At 63.9% G+C, this 22,617-nt stretch carries 16 protein-coding genes and 1 riboswitch; of the genes, 11 read left to right on the top strand and 5 right to left on the bottom strand.

Features of this window, described 5'->3' with window-relative positions; all coding sequences use genetic code 11:
• Positions 1-21: 21 nt before the first annotated feature.
• Entirely contained in the window at positions 22-1,752 is a 1,731-nt protein-coding gene (locus BEMPMBAN_RS32070) for a VanW family protein (RefSeq protein WP_159235496.1), read from the bottom strand.
• A gap of 203 nt (positions 1,753-1,955) precedes the next feature.
• Between BEMPMBAN_RS32070 and BEMPMBAN_RS32065 the strand changes: the two genes are divergently transcribed.
• From BEMPMBAN_RS32065 to BEMPMBAN_RS32055, 3 genes are read left to right on the top strand one after another with little or no spacing between them, the layout of a single operon-like run.
• Positions 1,956-2,267 (top strand): WXG100 family type VII secretion target, encoded by a 312-nt coding sequence (locus tag BEMPMBAN_RS32065; protein ID WP_159235495.1) that lies wholly within the window; start codon positions 1,956-1,958, stop codon positions 2,265-2,267.
• A complete protein-coding gene (locus BEMPMBAN_RS32060; protein WP_159235494.1) occupies positions 2,267-2,551 on the top strand; it encodes a WXG100 family type VII secretion target in 285 nt (94 codons plus the stop codon). The genes BEMPMBAN_RS32065 and BEMPMBAN_RS32060 overlap by 1 nt, the downstream gene beginning before the upstream one ends.
• Positions 2,548-3,798, top strand: coding sequence for a WXG100-like domain-containing protein (locus tag BEMPMBAN_RS32055; protein ID WP_234897817.1), 1,251 nt, complete (start codon positions 2,548-2,550; stop codon positions 3,796-3,798). The genes BEMPMBAN_RS32060 and BEMPMBAN_RS32055 overlap by 4 nt, the downstream gene beginning before the upstream one ends.
• Before the next feature lie 580 nt (positions 3,799-4,378).
• Here the strand turns inward: BEMPMBAN_RS32055 and BEMPMBAN_RS32050 are convergent.
• On the bottom strand, positions 4,379-5,032 hold the full coding sequence (locus BEMPMBAN_RS32050) for an NUDIX hydrolase (protein ID WP_159235493.1): 654 nt from the start codon (positions 5,030-5,032) through the stop codon (positions 4,379-4,381).
• Between the two features lie 158 nt (positions 5,033-5,190).
• Here BEMPMBAN_RS32050 and BEMPMBAN_RS33245 point away from each other — a divergent pair, with 158 nt between their 5' ends.
• From BEMPMBAN_RS33245 to BEMPMBAN_RS32020, 6 genes are all read left to right on the top strand, one after another.
• A complete protein-coding gene (locus BEMPMBAN_RS33245; protein WP_425295029.1) occupies positions 5,191-6,750 on the top strand; it encodes a metallophosphoesterase in 1,560 nt (519 codons plus the stop codon).
• A 103-nt stretch (positions 6,751-6,853) separates the two neighbouring features.
• A riboswitch (SAM riboswitch) is annotated at positions 6,854-6,965 on the top strand.
• A gap of 33 nt (positions 6,966-6,998) precedes the next feature.
• The gene (locus BEMPMBAN_RS32040) at positions 6,999-7,604 is read left to right on the top strand and encodes a hypothetical protein (protein ID WP_159235492.1); all 606 of its coding nucleotides are present in this window, start codon (positions 6,999-7,001) and stop codon (positions 7,602-7,604) included.
• 107 nt (positions 7,605-7,711) lie between these two features.
• Positions 7,712-9,163, top strand: coding sequence for an ADP-ribosylglycohydrolase family protein (locus BEMPMBAN_RS32035; protein ID WP_159235491.1), 1,452 nt, complete (start codon positions 7,712-7,714; stop codon positions 9,161-9,163).
• Between the two features lie 330 nt (positions 9,164-9,493).
• Positions 9,494-10,141: an endonuclease/exonuclease/phosphatase family protein gene (locus BEMPMBAN_RS32030; protein ID WP_234897816.1), complete on the top strand. Its 648-nt coding sequence runs from the start codon at positions 9,494-9,496 to the stop codon at positions 10,139-10,141.
• 57 nt (positions 10,142-10,198) lie between these two features.
• The gene (locus BEMPMBAN_RS32025; RefSeq protein WP_159235490.1) at positions 10,199-10,579 is read left to right on the top strand and encodes a hypothetical protein; all 381 of its coding nucleotides are present in this window, start codon (positions 10,199-10,201) and stop codon (positions 10,577-10,579) included.
• Between the two features lie 24 nt (positions 10,580-10,603).
• A complete protein-coding gene (locus BEMPMBAN_RS32020) occupies positions 10,604-11,248 on the top strand; it encodes a vWA domain-containing protein (protein WP_159235489.1) in 645 nt (214 codons plus the stop codon).
• Between the two features lie 1,079 nt (positions 11,249-12,327).
• Here BEMPMBAN_RS32020 and BEMPMBAN_RS32015 read toward each other — a convergent pair.
• Together BEMPMBAN_RS32015 and BEMPMBAN_RS32010 are read right to left on the bottom strand one after the other, a co-directional pair.
• Positions 12,328-18,672 carry an anti-phage protein ProA gene (locus BEMPMBAN_RS32015; RefSeq protein ID WP_159235488.1) on the bottom strand — a complete coding sequence of 2,115 codons (6,345 nt, stop codon included), beginning with the start codon at positions 18,670-18,672 and terminating at the stop codon, positions 12,328-12,330.
• 191 nt (positions 18,673-18,863) lie between these two features.
• The gene (locus tag BEMPMBAN_RS32010; protein WP_159235487.1) at positions 18,864-19,226 is read right to left on the bottom strand and encodes a hypothetical protein; all 363 of its coding nucleotides are present in this window, start codon (positions 19,224-19,226) and stop codon (positions 18,864-18,866) included.
• Between the two features lie 318 nt (positions 19,227-19,544).
• On the opposite strand from BEMPMBAN_RS32010, the gene BEMPMBAN_RS32005 reads away from it, so the two are divergent.
• Positions 19,545-20,888: a hypothetical protein gene (locus BEMPMBAN_RS32005; protein WP_200846199.1), complete on the top strand. Its 1,344-nt coding sequence runs from the start codon at positions 19,545-19,547 to the stop codon at positions 20,886-20,888.
• A 565-nt stretch (positions 20,889-21,453) separates the two neighbouring features.
• A complete protein-coding gene (locus BEMPMBAN_RS32000) occupies positions 21,454-21,636 on the top strand; it encodes a hypothetical protein (RefSeq protein WP_159235486.1) in 183 nt (60 codons plus the stop codon).
• A gap of 221 nt (positions 21,637-21,857) precedes the next feature.
• Here BEMPMBAN_RS32000 and BEMPMBAN_RS31995 read toward each other — a convergent pair whose 3' ends face one another.
• Entirely contained in the window at positions 21,858-22,565 is a 708-nt protein-coding gene (locus BEMPMBAN_RS31995; protein ID WP_159235485.1) for a PDDEXK family nuclease, read from the bottom strand.
• Positions 22,566-22,617: the final 52 nt, after the last annotated feature.

Here is a 22,617-nt window from a genome sequence, read left to right as displayed (position 1 = left end):
GTCGCGCACATCGTCGGTAGCTCAGCCGCCGCACACCACTTTCGGGATCGGGTCGTAGCGCACGGTGTGCGACTCCGTCCGCGTCTCCCCGGTGACGATGTCGCGCAGCGTGCGGGTATCGGTGATGGTGAATCCCGGTGCGCCACCGCTGGCGCTGCACGATTCGCCGTCGGGGATGGTGATGGTCCGCGGACTGGTCGGCGCCGAGCGCGGGCTCTGCGCAGACGACACCTCGTAGCGTTTGATCCCGACCAGTTGCACGCTGACCGACCCCGACGTCCATGTGGTTTGAATCTGCACAGGGGTGGGTCCGTCGTTGCGGAACTTGACGTCGATGGCGTCGCCGTACACGGTGGCCTCCCGGCCGGCCGGATAGCGGCTGATGTGGTAGCTGTGCTCCTGGTGCTCGACGAGTTCCATGCCGGCGAAGTACGCGGCGTTGAACAGCGTGGTGGCCACCTGGGATACCCCGCCGCCGACGCCGCTGTCCGGTCGGCCATTGAGGATGATGCCGGCCTCGATGTAACCATTGGCCGCGGTGCGCGGATTGGTGGCGCCGTTGAGGCTGAATGTCTCCCCCGGCGCGACGACGATCCCGTCGATCGCCCCGGCGGCGCGCTTGATGTTCACGCCCGAGTCACCCGCGAATCCTGACGTCTGGAACTCACCGATGACCTGGACGGGGCCGAGCGCGTCGATGTCCTCGGTGGTGAATGTCGCCGGCTCGTCGACGTAGACCGCCGCGATCTCGCGGTCGGTGGTGCCGGTGAGGACGTCGAGCAGGTCGCCGAGGGTGGCGTCGTAGTCGATGCGGCGGCCGTCCTGCGACGGCACCTTCGCCGGCGGCGACACAGCGAAGTCGATGGTGGCGTCGCGCAGCGGTATCTCGGACGCGGCGAGCTGGGGCCGCGCAGCGTCGGCGATGACGTTCTCGTCGACGGTCGCCACGATGTCGCCGTTCTCGATGTCGAATGTCAGCGCCGCGGCGATGACGTCCTCGTCGATGATCGCCACACTGTCGCCGTCACTCGAGATGCGCAGCGGCGCGGAGACAGCCGGTGTCGCGATGTCGTCGATGGCTGCCTGCACGTCGGAAGCCGTTGTGCTGGGCTGTAGTTCGTTGACGGGCAGGTCGATGGTGTCGCCGGCGGCCCAGTCGCGCTTCACGAGTTCGGCGGAGGCGTCGACGTCGAGTCGCCGGCCGGCTTCCGGGTTGACTGTGACGGGTGTGGTTCCGTCGAAGCGCACGGTGCCTTCGACGGGATCCTCGGCTACCTTGGCGTCCATGTCCTCGAGGGCTGCGGTGAGTGCTGTGTCGTCGGCGGTGGAGACGACGCCGATCTCGCGGGTGGTGAACAGCGACGAGAGCCGGGTGATCGGATTCAGAGGCTGAGTGCCGGACTGGTCCACGGTGGCGGTCCAGTCGACGGCCAGGCCCGCCGACGTCGGGTCGATCTCGGCGCGCTCGTCGGCGAAGGTGACGGCGATCGGGCGCGTCACGCGGGGCGAGACCTCGGTACGCAGGCGCTCCTCGGCGACGGTCAGCGCCATCCCGCCGATCGGTACGCCGGCGGCGGTGACGCCTCGCGGGACCCTGTCTTTGCTGTACAGCAGATCACCGAGGTAGGCGGCGACCAGCAGCGCAATCGGGGTGGCGATCAGGGCCAGCAGTAGCTGCCGACGGCGGGATTTCGGGAGCTCGGGTGGTGCGGTCGCGGCGATGACCTGTGGTTGCGCTCCGTCGGCCCGCATAGCTTTTCGATCCTTAACCCATCGCTGGCGCTGGTTTTGCACACGTCGGCACACAGCGCATTGCCGCCAGCCTAGCGATTCGGAAAGCGTAGGCGCGTGGATGCAGCTGCCTCTCCTACTTGCGGCCTTGCCGAAAATTGGTGACGGCGCCCCCTGTCCGGCGCTCTTAGACTCGATTCGACCGAGCGCCGAACGAGGAAGCTATGGACCACCTGGAGGTCGACCCTGACGTGGCATTCAACACGTCGCGGTCGGTGAGCAACGACGCCGTGGAGCTTCACGAGCAGCTCAACGGTCTGCAACGTGACTGGGAGAACCTGTCTCGGTGCTGGTCAGGCGCGGCGTCGTCCGCGTATTCGCCGCTGTGGGAGGAATGGCTGGACGGTGCGACCACCCTCGTGGACACGCTCGAAGAGCTGTCCCACAAGGCCGCCGCTGCTGCGGCTCGGTATGTCGATCAGGACGGCAGTGCGACCGCATCCATCGAATCGACTGTGGTCGACCTGGGGCTCTGATGCGCTACCGGGTTGAACTGGAGGAATTGTTGGCTTTCGTCGACCGTCTTCAGGCGTTCGAGCAGCGCGCAGATGCCGTTGCGGCCCGGGTGGACGGTCAGATCGCCGAGCTGCACAACACGTGGTCCGGCGATGGCGCCTCCGCCCATCGCGCGCGTCACGACGACTGGATGGCCGCCGCAGCGCAGATGCGCGACGCGCTCGCCCAGCTGCGCGCCGCAGCCCACCATGCGCACCGCAACTACACCGAGGCCGCCCAGCTGAATCTCGACATGCTGCGATGACGGTCCAGGACGTCGATCCCGATACGTTCTACGCGGTCGGCAAGGGCCTGTTCGACAAGGCGGGCAGGCTCTACGAAGCGTTCAACGTCAACGTCACGATCCTCGGCGACACCGCGGCGATGGCAGGCACCGACGACACCGGCACCGCGTGGGCCGCATCGTATGACCATCGGGTCGGTGAAATCCTGGCTGCGGTCAACGATCTCACGCGGGCCATGGAGAACTACGGCGGCGTCGTGATCCAAGCCGGGCACGACCATGCGGTCGCCGAACACAACGCCACCCCTGGCAACGGCACGCCCGCGCCGGTGAAACCGCCGGAACCTGTCAGCTCGGCCGGAACCTTGACGGCTCCACCCTCGGCCGGCGGCCCTGGCTCTGGACTGCTTGACAACATCGGACTGATGCAGCAGGTCGGTGTCCCCGTACCGGACGGCGACACCGACAAGATGTCGAAGGCCGGGGAGGTGTGGAACCGCCTGGCCACGGTGTACCAGACGACGACGGTCGCGGAGGGGCTGGGCGTGGACGCTCGCGCGTTCCGGGAGACACGGTCACCGGAGGTCGAGTACATCATCTCGGATCTGCAAGAACTGCGGGAGGCGACGTCGGCGATCCTGGACGGATGTGCCGAGCTGGCGCAGTCGTGCCGGGACTATCAGGCGGGGCTCGACGATCTGCGGACAACCCTCCAAGGGATCCTGGAGGACCTTGCGGTCGAGCTCGCCGCCACCGCAGCGATCGGCATCGCCGCATCGTTCGTCTCGTTCGGTGCCGGTGCCGTCGCCGCCACAGCGAAGGCGCCACATTCGGTCACCAAATTCGCCCGAATCATCGCCGAAGCCGTTGGTGCGTGGGAGGTCTCGAAGAACATCAGCAAGGGTGTCAAGAGTGCCCACAACATCGCCGGCGTGCGGACGAAGTTACAGCGCATCAAGAATCTGGGGCGCAAAAACAAGCCCGAAGAGAAACCGCCTGCACCGCGGAAGCCGGATCCTCAGTTCGCGTACAACACCCGGCCGGAACGGTTGGACCATGTGTTCGTGGAAAAGCACAAGCTTGACGGCATTGTCCAACGTGCGGGAGGACGTGAGGAAGCCATGGGTCAGATATTGGAAGAGTTACAGGGGAACGTGCCCGCTCAGGGGGTCTTCGAAACGGTGATCAAGGTGTCGGGCGAGAATGCGACGGTGCGAGGCTTTGTGGATAGTGGGGTAATCAAGATTGGTACGGCGTTCATTCCATGACAGAACATGATTGGAGACAGATAGCGACTGAGGAGTCCGAGACAGTACGAGCCATCGTATCGGCCTCGGGCAACGCCAACGGCCGATTGCTCGTTGATGATCTCGACGGTGCACTCGTGAGGAATGAGGCAGCCTGGATACTCGACATTAAAGTCCCTAGTGCCAACGTGGCTCGTGCGGTCCTCCCTGATGGGCCGTTCCCTGTACGCGCCTTCGTAACGGAAAACGGCAACTATCAAGGCGAGATCATCGTCTGGGTCACGGACGGCCGTGTGTCAGGTTTGGAGTACGCGTGGGTAAGCGATGAGCCGCCCACGAGGTGGCCGCGACGGGAGGAGATGGAGTTGGTGCCGCAGGACGGCTTGTGAGGATTCGCGCCGCGCCCGCCTGCGCGGACCCGACTTGACTCTGCAGGCGGCGTGTCGCGGTGGGCGTGGCTGGCCTGCCGGTGCGCCGTGAATACCCGACCCTGGCAGCGAGTTTCGATCTGGTGACGGAACCCCCTTGATGCGGGGTTCAGGCTGCGCTGGTGGTGAAGAAGTTCGAGTAGACCTCGCCGTCAGCGCAGTTTGAACGCGGTTCAGGGCCGACGCCGGAACAACTCCGCCGGCCGGCCACGAGTACCGGCGGCCATCTCTCCGGTGGGCACCAGTTGCGGTTCCATGGTGCGACGGAACCAGTCGCGCTGCAGCGGCCGCCCTGCGATCGCCTCGTGTGCCAGCCGCAGTTCGAGCATGGTGAACTCGTCGCCGAGCAGCCGGTCGGGATCCGGCGTGTCGGCGTAGCGGGACTGAATGTGTTCGACCGCGAAGTTGATGATGTGGGGGTGGTCGTAGGGCAGCCGCCCCGGAGAACCCACCGGCGCCAGCCTGGTCAGATCCACATGTCGGGACTCGAGGCGTTCCACCGGGACGACGTCGATGTGGGCCACCGACAGCACCCAGCCACGGTCGTCACGCGTCGGGTCGTCGAACACGTGCAGTTGCCGCGGGTGCAGCCCAGCCACTCCTGCTTTCTCCTGCAAGGACCGGTCGACCGCGTCCGCGAGCGTCTCCCCCTCATGCAGGAACGTGCCCGGTAGTCCCCAGCCCCTGCCGTTGTTGCGGCGGACTTCCAGAACCACCAGGCCGAGATCGCCGTCGAGTGTCAGAAGCGCGGTGTCGACGGCCACCGATGGGCGTGGGTATTCCTCGAGGGTCTTCCCCCTGCTGTCTCGATACCGGCGCCCGCTCATGTCGGGAATAGATGCTACCGTGAGCATATTAGATCAGATATGCGCTAATAATTTCGCAGAGCGCAGTCGCTGCGCCGCATCCCTCGGACCATGCCCCTCAGGCGGATAGACGGACGGCACCCACGCCCGCCACGGATCACCGCAGAAGGAGAAACGCTATGGCGACGATCATCCAGTACTGGGACTACGACCCCGAGACCCCGACGACGTGCCCGCCCTGCGGATGGACCGGCCCGACCCGCGGCCTCTACGAGCAGTACGCAGAATTCTTCGACATCACCTGCCCGACATGCAGCACGATGCTGCTGATCGTCATGTTCCCGACGTTGACCGAAACCGAGGCCGCCGCGGCGGCCGGGAATCGACTTGCCCAACAGGAATTGCCGGGCATCGAGGCCCAGGACCGGGCTCAGCGGGAACGCGCGCGCCACGTCAACGACACAGTGCTTCGCCCGACGAGCGTGTTGCCGGACCTCGACGGCGAGCAGCTGGTCATAGACTGGGATTTCGAGGAGCACGGCGACGAGCTGTGGACCGTTCTGCGCCACAACGATATTGAGATCTGGCGGGAATTCGCGTTCTGGGAAGGCATCGATCGCTTTCCCGAGGTTGTGAAGATCCTGCAGGCTCGGTACGGAGCGCGGCTGGTTGAGCTACGACCCACACCGGCCAGCACGCTCTGGCTGTGGGGTGACAAGCTGAGCGCCCCGGACAAGGTGGACGCCATCAATGCCTCACTCCAGCAAGCCGCCGAGATGTCCACGTCCCGGAGCCATTCGGTCACCTGCGACGTTCCGCAGTGCGACGATCGGAGCATGCAGGGCTACGACATCATCGGCGACATTCATGGTTGCGCGCCAAAGCTGGAGACGCTGCTCGCTGATCTCGGCTATCAGCCCGATCCGTCGACCGGCGCGTACCGGCATCCGCACCGCACCGTCATCTTCGTCGGCGACCTGATCGACCGGGGCGACGAACAACTCCGCGTCCTCCAGATCGCCAAGGCGATGGTCGACGCCGGCACCGCACAGGTCGTGATGGGCAACCACGAGTTCAACGCGATCGCCTACGCCACCGAGAACCCCGCCGGCAGCGGCAACTACCTACGCCCGCGCACCGCCAAGAACACCAATCAACACCGGGCATTTCTCGAGCAACTCACCGACGCGCAGCGTGCACACAATGTGGACTGGTTCACGACGCTGCCGCTGTGGCTCGACCTGGACGGACTCCGCGTCGTCCACGCGTGCTGGCATCCGGAGTCGATCGACATCGTGCAGAACGAACTCGGCGGCAACCGGTTCACCTCCCAGGATCAACTCATCCGCGCGACCACCGACGGCGAGCCGCTCTACCACGCGATCGAGGTGCTCCTCAAAGGCCCGGAGATCAGCCTGGCCGCTCATGGCCAACCGGCGTACCGGGACAAAGACGGCCACGTCCGGAAACGAGCGCGGATTCGATGGTGGAACGACACGGCGTCGTCGCTTCGCGAAATCGCTCTGTTAGAGGGTAATTTCACCACTGAGGACGGGGCGCCCTATCACCCCCGCTGCCGGATACCGCCGCCCCGACGGAGTTGCGGTCCTACGTCTACAACGGGCCGGTCCCGGTCTTCTTCGGCCACTACTGGCGCAGCGGTGAACCCAGCCATCTGGTCGACTGGACAGCACGCGCTGCGTGCCTGGACTTCAGCGCCTTCAAGCAGGGCGCACTGACGGCGTACCGATGGTCGGGGGAACGCGACATTCTGGCCGAGAATTTCGCCCAGCGCGTCTGACACCGGCGGGCTTGTCGGAGGCTCCGGCTATTCTGGTCACAGCTCACGAGCGGACGGCTGTTCGGGTACCTGGCCCGCCGTCCCGGCAACCGCGCAACCACCGCACGGTGCCCCAGGGGAAGAGCCGGCACGCCATGCGTGCAAGCGGTGGACGCCCGAACGTGGCGTCGCCAGGAACGGCGCGTCATGTCCCAACAACCTTTGAGCGCAGCCGATGCGGCTCTGCGCGAGCGCATTACCGAACTGTCGGTGCACATCCCCTGCGGAGGCATCCGCGGACCCATTCGTCGGGCGACCTCGGTGAGCCCGATGCTCTGGCAGTCGTGCCGCCATGAGGACACACCGGCGAAATGGGTCGGGGAATGGGCCGACGTTTCGCGCGACTGCGACCTGTGCGTCATCTGCTTCCGGGCGACGGCCGGCGGCCGCTCCCGGTGGGCATGGCTGGCCTGCGAGAACTGCCGGTCGGTCAACACGGCGGTGGAGTCGGCGTGGGGGTTTCGGCCGTTCGCGCTCGGACGGCACAGCCTGATGAACGGGATCGGGGTGCGTGGGGGTACTCCGCCTGAGATCCGGGAGCGTCAGATCGCGAAGCTCGTGGAGTTCACTCGGGGTGACGGTCGCCTCCGTGCCTGGCGCGACCAGGAGTACTGCAGGCTGGCAAGCCGATTCGACCCTGAGGCCGACATTCCACTTCAGCAGTGGCAGCAGGAATGGCCGCCCAGCCGGGTGGCATCACGGGATGCGTTCGCCCGCCTGATCGGACCGGACTTCCCGCTGGCCCGGCCGTAGTGACGCCGGCGGTTCCGGCGCACGCGCAGTTCGTGTCGGTGCGGGATGCTACAGTTGAGCCATTAGCGCATATTTACGCTAATAGCTTCGGCGGGAGGGGGACGGCCATGGCATCACGCAATGATCGGATCGAGGGAGTGCTGTTGGCGACGGCGGCGGGGGACGCGCTCGGCGCGCCGTACGAGTTCGAGCCGCCGCGGGGGCCCGAACTCGAGGTCGCGATGACCGGCGGCGGACCGTGGGAGGCCGGCGAGTGGACCGATGACACCGCGATGGCGGTGGCGATCGCGGAGGTCGCCGCCACCGGCGCCGATCTGCGCGACGAGTCAGCTCAGGACGCCATCGTGGCGCGCTGGCATGAGTGGTCGCGGGGCGCCAAGGACGTCGGCGTCCAGACCGACTCGGTGCTCAGATCAGCGGCGATCGGCAGCGTGATCACTGCGGAGCGGGCGCGTGCTGCGTCGGCGTTTCTGCACGAGGACACCGGCCGCACCGCGGGCAACGGCTCGCTGATGCGGACCGCACCGGTCGCGTTGGCCTATCTGCACGACGAGGACGCGATGGTCCAGGCGGCGCGCAGCATCAGTGAGCTCACCCATTTCGACCCGGACGCCGGCGACGCGTGCGTGCTGTGGTGCAGCGCGATCCGGCATGCGGCGCTCACCGGTGAGCTCGACGTTCGAATCGCGCTGGGCCACCTCGATTCCGACCGCCAGGAGCTGTGGTCGGAACGCTTGGGCGCTGCGGAGAGATCGGCGCCCACGGCGTTCCCGAACAACGGCTGGGTGGTGGCGGCGCTGCAGGCGGCGTGGTCGGCGATCGCGACAACGCCGGTGCCTGAGGACGATCCCGCCGCCGGGACGTTCCGCGCCGACCATCTGCGCTTGGCGCTCGACGCGGCGGTCCGTGCCGGGTTCGACACCGACACGGTGGCGGCGATCGCCGGCGGACTGCTCGGTGCAGCCTACGGCGCCTCGGCGGTGCCATTGGAGTGGCGAGCCCTGTTGCACGGGTGGCCGGACCTGACGGCACGGGAACTGGTCGGCCTCGCCGGAGCGATCGCACGTCGCGGCCGGCCGGACAGCTTCGACTTCCGCTATCCGGGCTACCAGACCGGTGCGCTCGCCGCACACCCGTACGACGAGAAGGTTCTGCTGGGCGGCATCGGTGCGCTGCGTCATCTGCCCGACGGTGTCGGTGCCGTGGTGTCACTGTGCCGGATCGGCGACGACGACGTTCGCACCGACATCCCGCACGTCGAGGTGCGGTTGATCGACCGTGAAGATGACGACGAGAACCCGCACCGGGACTTCGTCCTGCTGGAGGCGGTGCGGACGGTCGAGCGGTTCCGCCGCGAGGGCCGAACCGTGCTGCTGCACTGCGTCGAGGCTCAGAGTCGGACGCCTACTGTCGCGGCGCTGTACGGCGCGAGACTGCGCGCGGTCGACACCGGCGAGGCGCTGGAAGCGGTATGCGGGGCACTGCCGAATGCCTCGCCCAATCCCGCTTTCCGAGAGGCGCTGCAGCGATTGGGAACTGCCGTGGTGACGGCGCAATAGTGACGCTCCTTCTCGTATACGACATCAGAGGGTGATGGCTTCCAGAACAGTCTCAGGGGACCTGCATCGCACTGCTCATCGCGAGGTGGTTCAGGATCTGTGGGACCTGCACTCTCCATCCGCCCCTAGGGAAAGCGAGGCGCTGTCGGTGGCGGAGGGCGTGCCTGCACCCCGTGTCCAGATGCGACTGCGCGCGATCAGCGCGTGACTTGTCGGTCGTCATCTTCATACTGAGCGGCTCGCTGGAAACGCCACGCTGAGCGGAGGGGACAACCGGGATGACGACACGGATCGCCACACTCAACATCCGCCACGGCGGCAGCAAGTCCAGTGAGGCGCTGGGCACCCGGCTACGACGCCGACATTCTGGTGGTCACCGAGTTTCGCGCCAATGTTGTCTGCGCGCGGCTGATGACCCGCCTTACTCAACTCGGCTACGTCACCTCGCATCCAGCAGTGGGGCCGAAGGAGAACACCGTGCTCATCGCCGCCCGCACCGGCATCGAGCGGTCCTGGGCCTTCAGCGAATCGCTCGACCCGCGGCACCTGTGGTGCGCCGAGATCCACGGAGCCTACGTGTGCGGCGTCTACAGGCCGCAGAGGACCGCGAAACTCCCCTACTGGGAGGCGCTGATCAACGACGCCGAACGCTACGGCATCGATCTGTTGATCGGAGATTTCAACACCGGCAACAACGATCTCGACAAGGATCCGCGGGGAGCCAAGTTCATCGGACCGGAGATGCCCGGGCGCTTGATCGCGTCCGGCTATAACGATATGTGGCGGTCACTGCACCCCGGTGCGCGTGAGTACTCCTGGTACAGCAGGCCCGGCGACAACGGGTTCCGGCTCGACTACATCTACGCAAGGCCGGATGTCGCGCAGCACATCCGGTTCTGCGCGTTCGACCACACCCCACGATTGGCGGGCGAAACCGACCACTCGGGCCTGGTGGCGGTGGTGGACGACTACAGATGAGCTGTACCAATATCCGCAGTTATTGCGGACTCCGCACTTACTGCGGTATGGTGGCACATGCCCAGCCGGTACGAACGCATCCGCGCAGACCTCACGCACGCCGAGACTGCGACATCCGCAGACCAAGCCCTCCAACACCTTCGTTCGGTCCTGACGGACGTCGGCCAACTTCTCGACGAGCAACTGGCCCGCGCCGTCGTCGACGACGAGATGTCGATTGCGGCGGCTGGAAAAAGTGCCGGCCTCACCGAGAACGCGGTCGGCCCGCGCCTTGCCAGCACGCCGAGACTGAACCCGTACGTCAGCAATGGCGACCGGATCACCGCCGAAGACGTCAAACGGGCCCGTAACGACAAGCACGCCAAGACTCCATTGCCACCCGCTCCCCCAGCAGAGCCGATGCGGTTCAAACCACGCCGAAACAGCAAGCCCCGATAGTCAACCACCGAAAGGGATCGACCCATGCCGAACCAGAACCTGACCCTCATCGCCTTCCTGCTCGACCGCTCCGGATCGATGCAATCAATCAAGTCCGACGTCATCGGTGGGTTCGATGCGTTCCTCACCGAGCAGCGCGCCGGCGAGGGTGAATGCCGTGTGACGCTCGCACAGTTCGACAACGAATACGAGGTCGTCTATCACGCGGTTCCCGTCGATGAAGTGCCTCCGCTGGAACTGAACCCACGCAACAGCACGGCGCTGCTGGACTCGATGGGCAAGCTGATCACCAACACCGCTGCGGAGATCGCCGCACTCGAAGAGGACGACAAGCCGGGTTCGGTCATCGTCGCGATCATGACCGACGGCCTGGAGAACGCCAGCCACGAATGGAGCCGGCCTGCGATCAAGTCGCTGGTTGAGCAGCAGACCAACGAATTCGGTTGGGAGTTCCTATACATGGGGGCTGATCAGGATGCCGTGGAGGTCGGCAGGGACCTCGGGGTCCGACCCGAGCAGGCAGTCACCTACGGACGGGGGAAGTCCCGCGAGGCGATGGCCGCGATGTCGGGAAATGTGCGGGGATACCGGACCGCGAAGATGGTGGATGCAGCGGCGGCGATGCCGGAGTTCACCGCGGATCAGCGGTCGGAGTTGTCGGAGGAGTGACGCGGGCGTCGTCGGACTTCGCAGGCGTCGAATTTGTTCGCTGGCGGTGTTGAGTGCTGGGTGTTCTACCACGATAACTGGCCTCTCAGTGCCAACTCAGGGCAAAATACCGGCGTGAAGCATTGCACCCGTTTCAGCGTCGACGGCATACCGTGCCGAAATGCAACCGAGAATGCTGACGGCTGGTGCCGGATAGACGGTTGCGCCGGATTCTCTAGGCCGTCGGCCGCGGCCGCACCGAAGTTGAAGGACGTCAAGTACTACGGTTCCGAGGAGGAGGTGGAAAAGACAGGATCGCGTCCCGCCAGTGTTCGCTCGGGTCCAGCGTCGATTACGATATTGCCCCAAGCTATTCGCTCCTTCAAGTTTCATCACGGGGGCACCGACCGAGAAGCCGAGATACAGATCCGCAAGATGCTGGTTGACTTCCTGGACAGATCTGCCCGCACGGTAACGACGGCGAATTACCTTGTGCTATCACGTGACGGGTATCGCCTCGACATCGGACCGAACCGGAGGTCCATTACCGCATACCGATCCGCCCACAGAGATCGGACATGGGAGCAGGTCAAAATCGGGATTCCGAGTCGGATCAACTCGGCGCAAGCGGAACCGATGCCTTTGCTGCCGACGCTCCAGGCTCCGGCACCTCGTCCTGCGCCCCCCGAACGACCGACACCGTTGACGCTAGCGGGAACACAGCCTGAGGTCAGGGATCCGGCCGAGCTGTCGAACGTGATTGGCGCCGGTCGCACGTTGCAGCACTCCGCCGCAGGAACTGGGCCGGACGGTACAGAGCTTCCGTCAACCCGCCCCGAACCAAGTGAACTCAAGCCGGCAAGCACCGCTTCGGGCGATGACGACACACAATATGAAACGCTGGAGACGGTCGTTGCCGCAGCTAGCCTGCCGCCACCAAGACCGATATTCGCAGACACACCCTCCACCGCGCAGGCAGGGTATGCGCGCCACGGCATGAACGAAGGAAGCGGACCATCGGGCAGACGGATATCGCTACCGGCGGCTGCTGCAATTGCTTTGGGGGCGCTGCTGATCGGACGACGAACCGGCCGTCGACCCTAGCGACGCACAACAAGTCCGGAGTCGGATCTGCTCAGTAGCCCTCGCTCAAGAGTGCGCTGGAGCGCAGCGTCGAGTCGAGCGCTGATCCCCTGCGTCAGTCGCTTTCCACCGAACAGTGCCAACGCGTCACGCTTCAATTCTTCCTTGGTGATCCCGCCGGTCTTCTCCACGACGACCAACATGGCGTTGCCGATTTCGACAAGGCTCACTTCGTCCAGCGAACGACCTGAGCCTTCCGCTGAGGTGCGCACTGTGCGCCATGATTCCGGTTGAACTCCCAATGGCCAGTAGAAGTCGGCGTCATCTGCGCGCGTGAACTCGGACGGGACAACGCGCTGTATTGCACGCTTCCTGTCGTCGTTGACCTTGCCGAGGCCGAAGGCGCCAGCCACCAACTTCGCCAGACGCGTCCGTTGCACCGGCGCCTCGGCAGCAATGACTGCCTCGGCCACTCGCCTGACCGAATCCTTCGCCCATTGGCTCGGGAGTGCGTCCAGCACTCCGATATCACCCGCCACGCGCGGGTGCCACGGCTGGTAGGTCTCGACGTTGGGGTGTTGCTTCGGCTTCGCCGGGGGAGGAACGAGGGTCGGACGCGCCGATCGCAGCAGTGGGCGCTTCACTTCAGTCGTAGGCGTCGGGGGCTTCTCCACGACTTGGCCCGTCACCGCCGGAACAGTGCGGGGCGCTGCCATCATTTCTTTCGCTTCGGCCACTGCGGCGTGCAGCCGCTCGACCGTCTCCTCGCGATGGTTCAGCCACTCGGGCAACCACACCCGTTCGACCGCCGGCCACTTCATGAGATTGCCCAGTACATCGACAGGGAGTCCATCCCGATCAGCGACCGTCTTCCGGCTATACCACTCTTGACCGTCGAGGAGAACCGCTACCAGCGGCTGCTCGACGTCGTCAGGATCTGAGATCACGACGTCAACGCGGAAGTCGGACAACCCCACATCCGTGCGCACAACGTAGCCTTCGGCGCGCAGCGCATCAGCAATGTCGTCGCGGTGCCGATCGATGACAGCCTGACGGCGGCCCCCTTCGGTGATCGCCTCGACGCCGCGTGCGGCCATCTCGAGATAGGCCTTGAGGTGCTTCGTACCCACTTGTGCGGTCTCCTCCGCACGTAGTTCCGCGGGGTCGAAGCTCGCGTAAAGAACTACCTCTCGCCGAGCGCGAGTGATCGCGACGTTGAGCCTACGCTCGCCGCCTGGGCGGGAAAGCGGTCCGAAGTTGAGCGGCAAGACGCCGTTCTCCTTCTTACTGAACGCGACCGAGAACAGGATGGCGTCGCGTTCGTCGCCCTGCACATTTTCGAGATTCTTGACGAACAATCCGTCGGGCTCGTCCAATGCTTGCAGCAACCGATCATCGCCGGCGTCGCGGAGCATGTTCTCGATCAGGTCGCGTTGTGGAGCGTTGAACGTGATCACTCCCAGCGACGGAGCGTCTTCCGGCGAATCGTCGAAGCGTCGCATGATGTCCTCGACGATGGCCTTCGCTTCGACCAAGTTCGTTCGCAGAGATTTCCCGCGTCCGCTGCGCTCGAAGTGTCCATTGACCCGGACCAGGGAGATGCCGTGTCCGGCTGCGGTGGGGAGCGGCGCCGGAAATGATGCGAGATTTCCATTGTAGTAATGGAAGTTGCTGAAGGCGATGAGCGCCTCGTCCTGACTACGATAGTGCCACGACAGCCACTGCTGCGGTACTCGTGCATGCACGCACTCCGTCAGGATGGACTCTTCATCGACAACCACTTCCTGGTTGTCGTCCTGGTCGTCATCGACGGCGGCGCTGGTTTCGGCGAAGCTCGTCGGGGGCATCTGCTTGCTGTCACCCACCACGACAACCGATCTCGCTCGGCCCATCGCACCAATTGCGTCAGCGACGCGGATCTGGGAGGCCTCGTCGAACACGACGATGTCGAAAAGGTCTGTTTTGGCGGGAAAGAACCGCGCCACGGAGTCGGGACTCATGAGCGTGCACGGCAGGATCTGGGTGATCAACTCGCTGTAATTCTCCATGAGCGCGCGCACGCTCATCCCGCCCCGCTTGCGATCCAACTGCCTTCGTAGCCCGCCGATCTGCCCACTCATCGACTCAGAGTCGAAACGCCGGGCTCCGAGTATCTCAGCGGGTATCGCTCTGCGCAGTTCCTCGCGGATCTCTCCTGTGCTCGTCGTGAACCGTCGTATCGCCTTGTTGTGCGCCATCACATCGAAGTCGCCGAGCGCGCTGGCCTCCAGCCGTTCAGCGACCGAGGCGTGCGCCGTGCCCTTGTCGAATGCCAGCGCCGCGTCGTCGGCAATCACTCTGCCCTGCAAGATCCCTGCCCGCGCCGCGTGCATACCCGCCTCACGGAGCGGCTCCAGGTGCATCACGAAGTCGACCCATCGAGTTATTGAAGCCGACGTCTCCAACTTCCGGTCAGCTCGGGTTGCCCACCATTGTTCGACAAACGACGCTTCACCCGCCCATGTCCGCTGTTGTTCAGCTGACGCGCCAGTCTCGAGCTCCAGTGTTTTCCACGCGGCAGCCAGTCGTCGCAGCTGAGGTGTGATCGCACCTTGCCTGCTGCTGGTGAAGAAGTGGCGAAGTGCGCGGGCGCGGCGGCCTGTTGGATTGGCCGACAGCTCGCGGGCGACAAGGCGTATGGCGGCGGTACTTTCGCGCAAGTATGTGGCGTCATCTGGGATGAGGGGGTTCCACGGCCGATTGAAGAGCGCCAGCGGCAGACTGCCGACGCGGTGGCGCAGATCAGCCACCAGCGCGTGCGTCTGCAGGATCTCTTCAGTCAGCTTCGACATGGTCTTCAGGTTTACGTTGGAGGCGTCTACTGCCAGCGCAGGCTCGAGCCGCTGGAGGACTGCTCGACGACGCTTCTTGCGGCCGAAGAAACCGGACTCGTCGGCTTCGACCGCGGCCTTATGGATGGCGGGCATGTCCAGGTCCATGGCCGCAGGTGTGATGAACGCAGCCCATCCCGGGCTCGTTCCGGTGACGGCGCCCAGAAGATGCTCGACAGTGTGGAGTTGTTCTGCGCCCACGTTCCCGTGTAGTGCATCGACGACGTCGAGTGGGTACCGCGGTTGGCGGTCGAGAATCGCCCAGGCGTCGACGGCCGCGCCGCCGTCGGCATGGGCCAACTGGTGCAGGGACAAATCCGCCTTTTGGACCTCATCCAACGCTTGGTCGAACTCGACTGCGGCCGAATGGATTTTGCTGGAGTCGAGACCGCCCTGGGGCGGCAGGTCGATGAAGCCCCAGGGGTGCTCACGGCGTGGACGGGCAAGGTCTGCCTTCTCCGGTAGTGCTCGCAGAGCTCTACTGACTCGCTCGAGGAGCTCAGGATCGCCGCTGCCGACAAGTTGTTTGGGCACGTCCAGCGGTTCGACATTGCGGTCGGCTGCCAGTTCTTTCGAGCGTGCGGAGTACAGGGATTGGCCGACTGCGTTGGTCTCGTGGAGTCGGTTGGCATAGCGACCCAGCGCGCCCCGGCTCGACTCCGCCGTTTGCAGCTGGGTGCGCAGCAAGTCTTCGTCGTGGTGGATGCGCAGTTCGAGCGCCTCTTTGATCTGCGCGCGAACGGCCGTGGGTCGCGCCGATTTGTCGTGCAGGTCGAGTGACAGCTCGCCGAGTCCCACGGACTCGAGTCGCTTCTTGACGACGTCGAGGGCGGCGCGTTTTTCAGCGACGAACAGCACCCGACGGCCGGTAGACATCGCATGCGCCAAGAGGTTGGTGATCGTCTGCGACTTGCCTGTCCCGGGCGGGCCCTCGAGGACGAACGTGTGACCGGCGACGGCGTCGGCGACTGCGTGCAGTTGGGACGAGTCTGCCCGTACAGGGACTGCGACTCCCAGTTCATCGAGGTCTAGGTCAGTCCGTGTCGTCAGTGGGTCGACGAAGCATTCCTGTGGCGTCTCGATTAGGTGTTTGACCAGTGGGTTGCTCGACAACTGGTTCCACGACTCATCGAGATCCTTCCACAGAGGAAACTTCGCAAACTGCAGAATCGACAGGTGCACGGTGTCTTCGACCCGGAAATGCAGTCCTGCCGAAGCAATAGCTCGACGGACGCCATCGAAGGTGGCGGCGAGGTCTATTCCGGAAGCATCCTCAGCTGGGTTCGACAGCTCGGGGATCTGGAGGTTGAGCGCGACGCGCAATTTCTCTACGAGGCAGTAGTTGGGTGTTGACGTTCCGGCTTCGTCGAGTGTCAGCTGGTAACGCTCACCACGATTCTTGGTGGAGATGCTGACAGGAACCAGCACGAGCGGCGAGCGGAGTTCGCGATCGTTGAACTGCCAGTGCAGCATTCCGAACGCGAGGTAAAGATTGTTGGCGCCAGTTTCTTCGACAATGGTTCGGGCCTTGCTCGCCAGATACCGCAGCTTGCCCTTGTAGGTCGCATCGGTGATGTCGATGTAGGTGCTGCGCTTTTCAGCGAGCTGCACTTCGCGTTCGGTTTCCGGCAAATCGCGCCCGAATCGGATTCCACGGGCGACATCGACGCTCTTCACGTCGTCGGAGGGCATCAGCGTCATCGGGGCACCGGCATTCACAGCGTCTTCGAATCTGCCGAGCGCACGTCCAGGAACTTCAAGTCGGAATCCGGCGCGGTCGGTGTAGTTGATGAGCTTGTTGCGCAGACTCAGGTCGAGCAGAGCGTTCTTCCACTGCCCGATGCGCGCCGGCACCACATCCGCGTCGCCGGTGCGGGCTTCACCCTTCTTCGTCTCGTAGGGCGCAATGGCCCGACCAGCTGGGGGCTGATAGGTGGTGACGACCACGTTGCCCTGGGCATCCGTCGACCGGCTGGGCATCGGATAGATCCGTGCTTGTCTGGCCTGTCGTATATCGGTGATGCCGACGATCTGCGAGAGGTCGCCTACCAGGAATCTGCTGCGGGGTTGGGAAGTCGCGTCTGCGAAGGATGGCTGGTCAGCGGCCTGGGTCACCATGGTGGTCTCGATGAGACCGATCTGGCCTAGGTCGACCTGATTGACGACGTCGACGATCTCGGTGGTGGACACCATGCTCAGCGCAGCGTCGTTGCGCCAGTATCCGAGGAAAGCGTGCCCGGTGAGCACCCAGATCGTCGTGTTGATTCCGGCCTGCTCGAGCACCGCCGCCATCGCCAACGTGGTGTCGAGGCACGTGCCTAGTCGGCCATCAAGAACCTCGGCTGGTGTGCGCACTTTTTGCCCGTCGGCGCCCCAGCTCGCAGGCGGCTCGGCGTATCGGATGTCGCGAGCGCTCATGGCATCGAAGACTGCCTTCGCGATTGCGTCGACGCGCTTGGGGTCTTCGCTCTGATATCCGTCGATAGCGGAATTGCCAGTTGACTGTTTCAACAGGTCGGAGACTTCGGTCATGAGTGCTACGACGGCCGTGGAGTTCGGTTGCACGTAGGCGGCGAGCATCTCCAGCGCCAGTTGCGGCGGATCTGCCTTCCATTGATTCGCCGCAAGGACGTTGACCGGTTTGGTCCCTTCGGCGAGCACTTCACCGCCGGCGTTCCGCAGCACGACGCGGATGTCCCCTGGAGTTTGCTCGTCGACTCTGAGCATGGACGCTGGCTCCAGCTTGAGGTCGACGTCGCTGAGAGTCGTCGGCTTGTGCGCTGCGAGGTCAAGGTGCACTTCTCGCGGTCCCCCGTGCGATCCCTCGGCGCTGACCACATCGACCTCGATGACTGCGCCCTGCACATCAGCGGGGACCTGGTTGACCGTGATGTGGTCGATCACCGGTATCCGGCAATGCGCCATCGCGTAGCTGAGTTCAGACACCGCCAAAATATCGATCCGAGGTGCATTGATGCCTAAATCGGTTCGCGGACGACCAGAGGTGGTCGATCTAGTTCCCGATTTCTCTTCGTCAGTTGGCCCAGTCGAGGCAGGAGGCGCAACCGGCCCCTTGAGACGCTGGACCGCGTCTGCCTGATCCTCGGCACCGATCGCGCGCAGAAGCAATTCGGCAGAATCGACGGCCCTGTACGCCTGTGCAGCGTCGAACTGTTCGTTGTGTGCCCATTGGTTGCGTACCGTCCGCAACTCGCGGGCGTAGTTCTCGGCCTGGCGTGACAAGTGGCGCGAGAACGGATAGCCGAGCTCACCGAGCCGCTCAGTCATGGCCCGGAGCATCAGAGACAGGTCGCGGCTTCGGTACTCGCCGCCACGGCGCCCGTTCGCGGCATCCTTTGCCCGGAGCAACTCCGGCCACTGGGTTCCGGCAGGGAGCCCTGGGTCGAGTACGCGTGCCACGAAAGGTTCTAGATGCTCGATCAGCGACGTCAGCGCTTCGCCGACGATGCCGTGATGGTCGACGCTGTCCATAACGCACCCTCCCCTTATGGCCCTTCGAGAACTGCCGACTCCCCCAAGCCGCCTCGACAGAGGTTAGGACTCGGGTCCGACAAGAAGTAGCCAGGACATGAAACCACGTCATGATCTGCCGGTTGCCAGCTACATAGACGCCGACTAGCAGTCATGGAATCTGAATCTGGCAACGACGCGACGCCGGTCGACTACTTGTCTCGACGATTCTTGTACCACTGGGCACCAGCCTTTGATGCGGCCGTCGATGCGCGGGCAGTTCGCGTGGCAGCCTTGTGCGCAACCTGCCGGCTCTTCGGCAACGGGTCCAGCTCGGAAGTCTCGCCGAGTTTCTCGTTGGTAACCCTCGGCCCACTGCGTGCTGCTTCGGAGGCATCCACGGCTTCCTGGTATCCCGCCACCACCAGCACGCCTACCGCGCCAGCGATAAGAGCTAGCAAATCGATGACGATCAGCGCGATTGCAGCAACCATGCCCCAGTGGGCGACGGCGACGAAGTTGGCCGCGACCAGCAGCATTGCGAGCGCGGAAGCGCCCAACTTGGAAGCAACCATCAGTCTTTGCGCAGGGGTCGGTCATGCCCGGGTGTCGAGCCCTTCGCGTAACCGAAGAATCACCTGAAACAGCGAGTAGATCCGGATGGCCGCTGCTAAGGCGCCGACAATATCCGGCCCGTTCCGTCTCGCGTTTGTTGCTGAACGGCCCAATACTATCTACCCCTTGACCCCGCTGACGAGTCCTCCACAATCAAGCGATGGCTGACATCGAGCTCCCGGAACACCCCCCACCCCGGCAAATATGCCGACGGCCATCTCGTGGGTTCGAGGTTCTCACGTCCCTAAACTGGCGAGGAGCAAACCGGGGAGGATTTGATGACGGACGAATCGAGCGCGGCGGTGCCTGACCAGGATCATGAGCCCCACATCGAGCCAGTCGAAGGCGCGGGCGACGAGCTAGTCGTCGCGGCGCAGCCCGAGGGTGTTCTCGTCAGCGGGGATCCCGCCGTCGTCGAGCTGTACATCAGCCGCATCCAGGAGTCCGCGGGGCACGCGATTCAGGTGTTCGGCGTCGACAAGACGTCGGCCACCAATGCGGCGGGGATCGCCGCTGGTGCCGCTGCGGCGCTCGGCCAATCGGCCAAGTTCGTCCAACTTCACCCCGAAAGCCTGGCGGCAATTCAGCGCGGCAACCTGATCAACGGGACTGACGGCTTCTACCGCATGATGACCCGCGGCGCGGACATGAAGTTCACGAAACAACTTCAATGGAAGCCCGCCAACCTCGGGCCAGCCCGGCTGATGTCGATGCAAATGGTCGCCGTTCAGATCGCACTCAAGACCGCGATAAGCGAGGTCGAGAACGCGGTCGAACGCGTCGAAAGCAAGGTCGACGAAGTTCTCCGACTCGCACAGGCAACACGCTCCGGTGACATCCTCGGCGATCGCACATCAGTCGAGCGGATGGTCACCTATTTGGAAAAGCACGGGTCCTTCTCTGACACAGACTGGGAGTGGATCTCAGCAATCGGACCAGGTCTCAACCGCACCGTTGAACAGCTACGTCAGCATGCGCTCGGGACGCTGAAGTCATTCGATCCGTCAAGGCCGATTCAAGACAGGGCCGATTTTGTCGTCAATGCTGTTGAACGCCAACAACTCGGCGAAACTCTGAGCCTGCTGGTCGTCGCTGAAGAGACCTTGTTCAAATGGCAGCGGCTGCGAATCGCTCGCGTCGAGGCCACCGAGCCTCAGCATCTCCAAAAGGTCCTCGACGATGCCCGGGAACTTCTCGCCCATCAGCTGGCCGCAGATGCCGATGTTTATCGGCGAGCTCAGGAAGTGCTGAATGCGGTGTCGAAGACAGAAGCGATCGACGGGCTTAGGTTCTGGTCCGTCCAGGACTTGAATCGCGACCTCCCCAAATTGCGGGAGGATCTCGACCGATTCGCTCAAGCGCGAAGAACGCAAGTTCTCGAGTGGTCGTCGTTCGAGGCGCCGACACCCATTCAGGCTGTCCAGGCTGCAGCCGAATTTGCGGGCGAGAAAGCCACCATGGCGATCTCGGCTGCGTCAAAGGGTTACACAACGGTGAGCGACTTCTTGACCAAGTCGACGCGCACTCGGGCCGCGATCTTTCGCAAACGGAAGTCGAATGAAAATGACGCCGACGAGACCAGCCAGCTGGACATGCAGACACCAGACGAGACAGATTGCTGACGCTAATCTGCCCCTATGGCCCGCATTCGTTCCATCCGGCAGGACAAAGATCCAGCTCGTCCACCCCGGACGGAGGTGGACTGCCTATACACAACGGTATTGGACGATGCAGGCGAGAAGTTGCTTCGGCTTGCGACGTTAGGTTCGGACCTCCGCAAGCTCGAACCCAAGCCCAGTCAAATAATCGAAGTCGACAAAGCTATGGCTGCGGAGATTCTTCGCGTCATTTGTGAGACATTCCCTGGTATCGAGCCAACGGCTGACGGTTGAGCGGCACCGGCACTACCGTGGCACGAAACTACCGTCGACCCGCCGCCACATGACCATCCAGCCACGCAGCTACTACCGCAAATCGCCGGGTGCGGAGAAGCTTGGCTCCGCGAGAACTGACCGGTCATCAGGCAACAGCCAAATGTCAGACCACCTCGGGGCCACAACTGGCGTGCCTGGCACCCACCACAGCCCCTCCGGCGTGCGAATGGTCTGTTGAAGAGCAGGCGGACGGCCAGCAACATGCAGACATTGAAGACGCCGGAGTCAGTACTTGGAACGGAGTGAATAGCTTGTGATCACGTTCGAGCAAGCGCGACAGATCGTCGCTGACAACCGCGCATCCGCCTACCCGCCGGAGGCTGATTTCCAGGTCGACACCGTAGGCTTCGAGAACGATACTCACTACCAGCTGATCGCCGGCCCGTACGCGATGGGGTCTGTGGCGTCCGTAATGAGGACGATCTCCGGTGGCTAGTGCCGTCGGACGGGCCGTTCATCACCGTCGACAAGGTGACGGGCGAGTACGTCGAACACTGGGGACTGGGCGAGGACGGCCTGCCGTTTCACCTTTCTGACTCGACTCCTGTAGGCACTCGTTCGCCGGCTCCGTAAGCGTGGCCGTTGCCCCCAACCTTCCGCGTCTGCTCGTTGGTGATCACTAAGCAACGCGCTGCAGGGCACTCTCAGCGTTCAGCACTAGCCGTCACTCAACTCAAAACGGACTCGGTAGAGGAACCAGTCAGTCTTCACGCCGAGCCTTTCCGACTGCAGCTGAACGAGCTCTGACAGTTCCTCGTCGGGCTGCCCTGTAATGATCACGAGCCTAGCTCCAGGACGATTTTCCGCTTTCGCCATTTCCTTCAGCGCCTTCATGTACCTGGCCGCTTGGGCGACGAGACCCTGGTCTGGCTCTTCGGCTTTCAGCTCGATACCCACGAGTTCACCGGTCTTTGTGTCGATCGCCAACAAGTCGATCTGCGCGCCGGGCGCCAACCGCTTCTCACGGTGAGTAATTCGAAGGTTCTTCGTAGCGAACCGTAGAAAGTCTTTGTTCAGCCAGAGAAACCTAGATAGCTGTGCTTCGTCCTTGAATAGCTGGCGGGACGGTTGGAGTCCCTTCACTGGCCGGCGAGCATCGAAGAAATAGATGCGGGTTTTCGGCGTGTTTTCGGGGTCGGTCAGCTCAGGGCTGAAGTCGACCCCCGCGGCGCGAAACCGGCTACTGAGGTCGTCCAGCAATTTGCTCGAAGTCCGCTCGTATCCGGCTGCGCGGACAATAACGCCCAACATACTGCTGGGCATGTGCCTAAGAACCTTGGTCGCTTCGGGTACTTCGTCAACGCGTCGCCGGACCTTCTCCACCATGCGGGTAATCCGCTCTTCCCTGGTCAAACGTACCGGCATTTCCCCACCCCTACGTTCAGTCCAGGTGGGGAGCCCACCCGGAAACGTTGCA

This window comes from Mycolicibacterium austroafricanum, from assembly GCF_902705885.1.
GTDB lineage: Bacteria > Actinomycetota > Actinomycetes > Mycobacteriales > Mycobacteriaceae > Mycobacterium > Mycobacterium vanbaalenii_A.
Note: the sequence above shows the minus strand (reverse complement) of the source record. Positions and strands in the feature narration are given on the sequence as shown.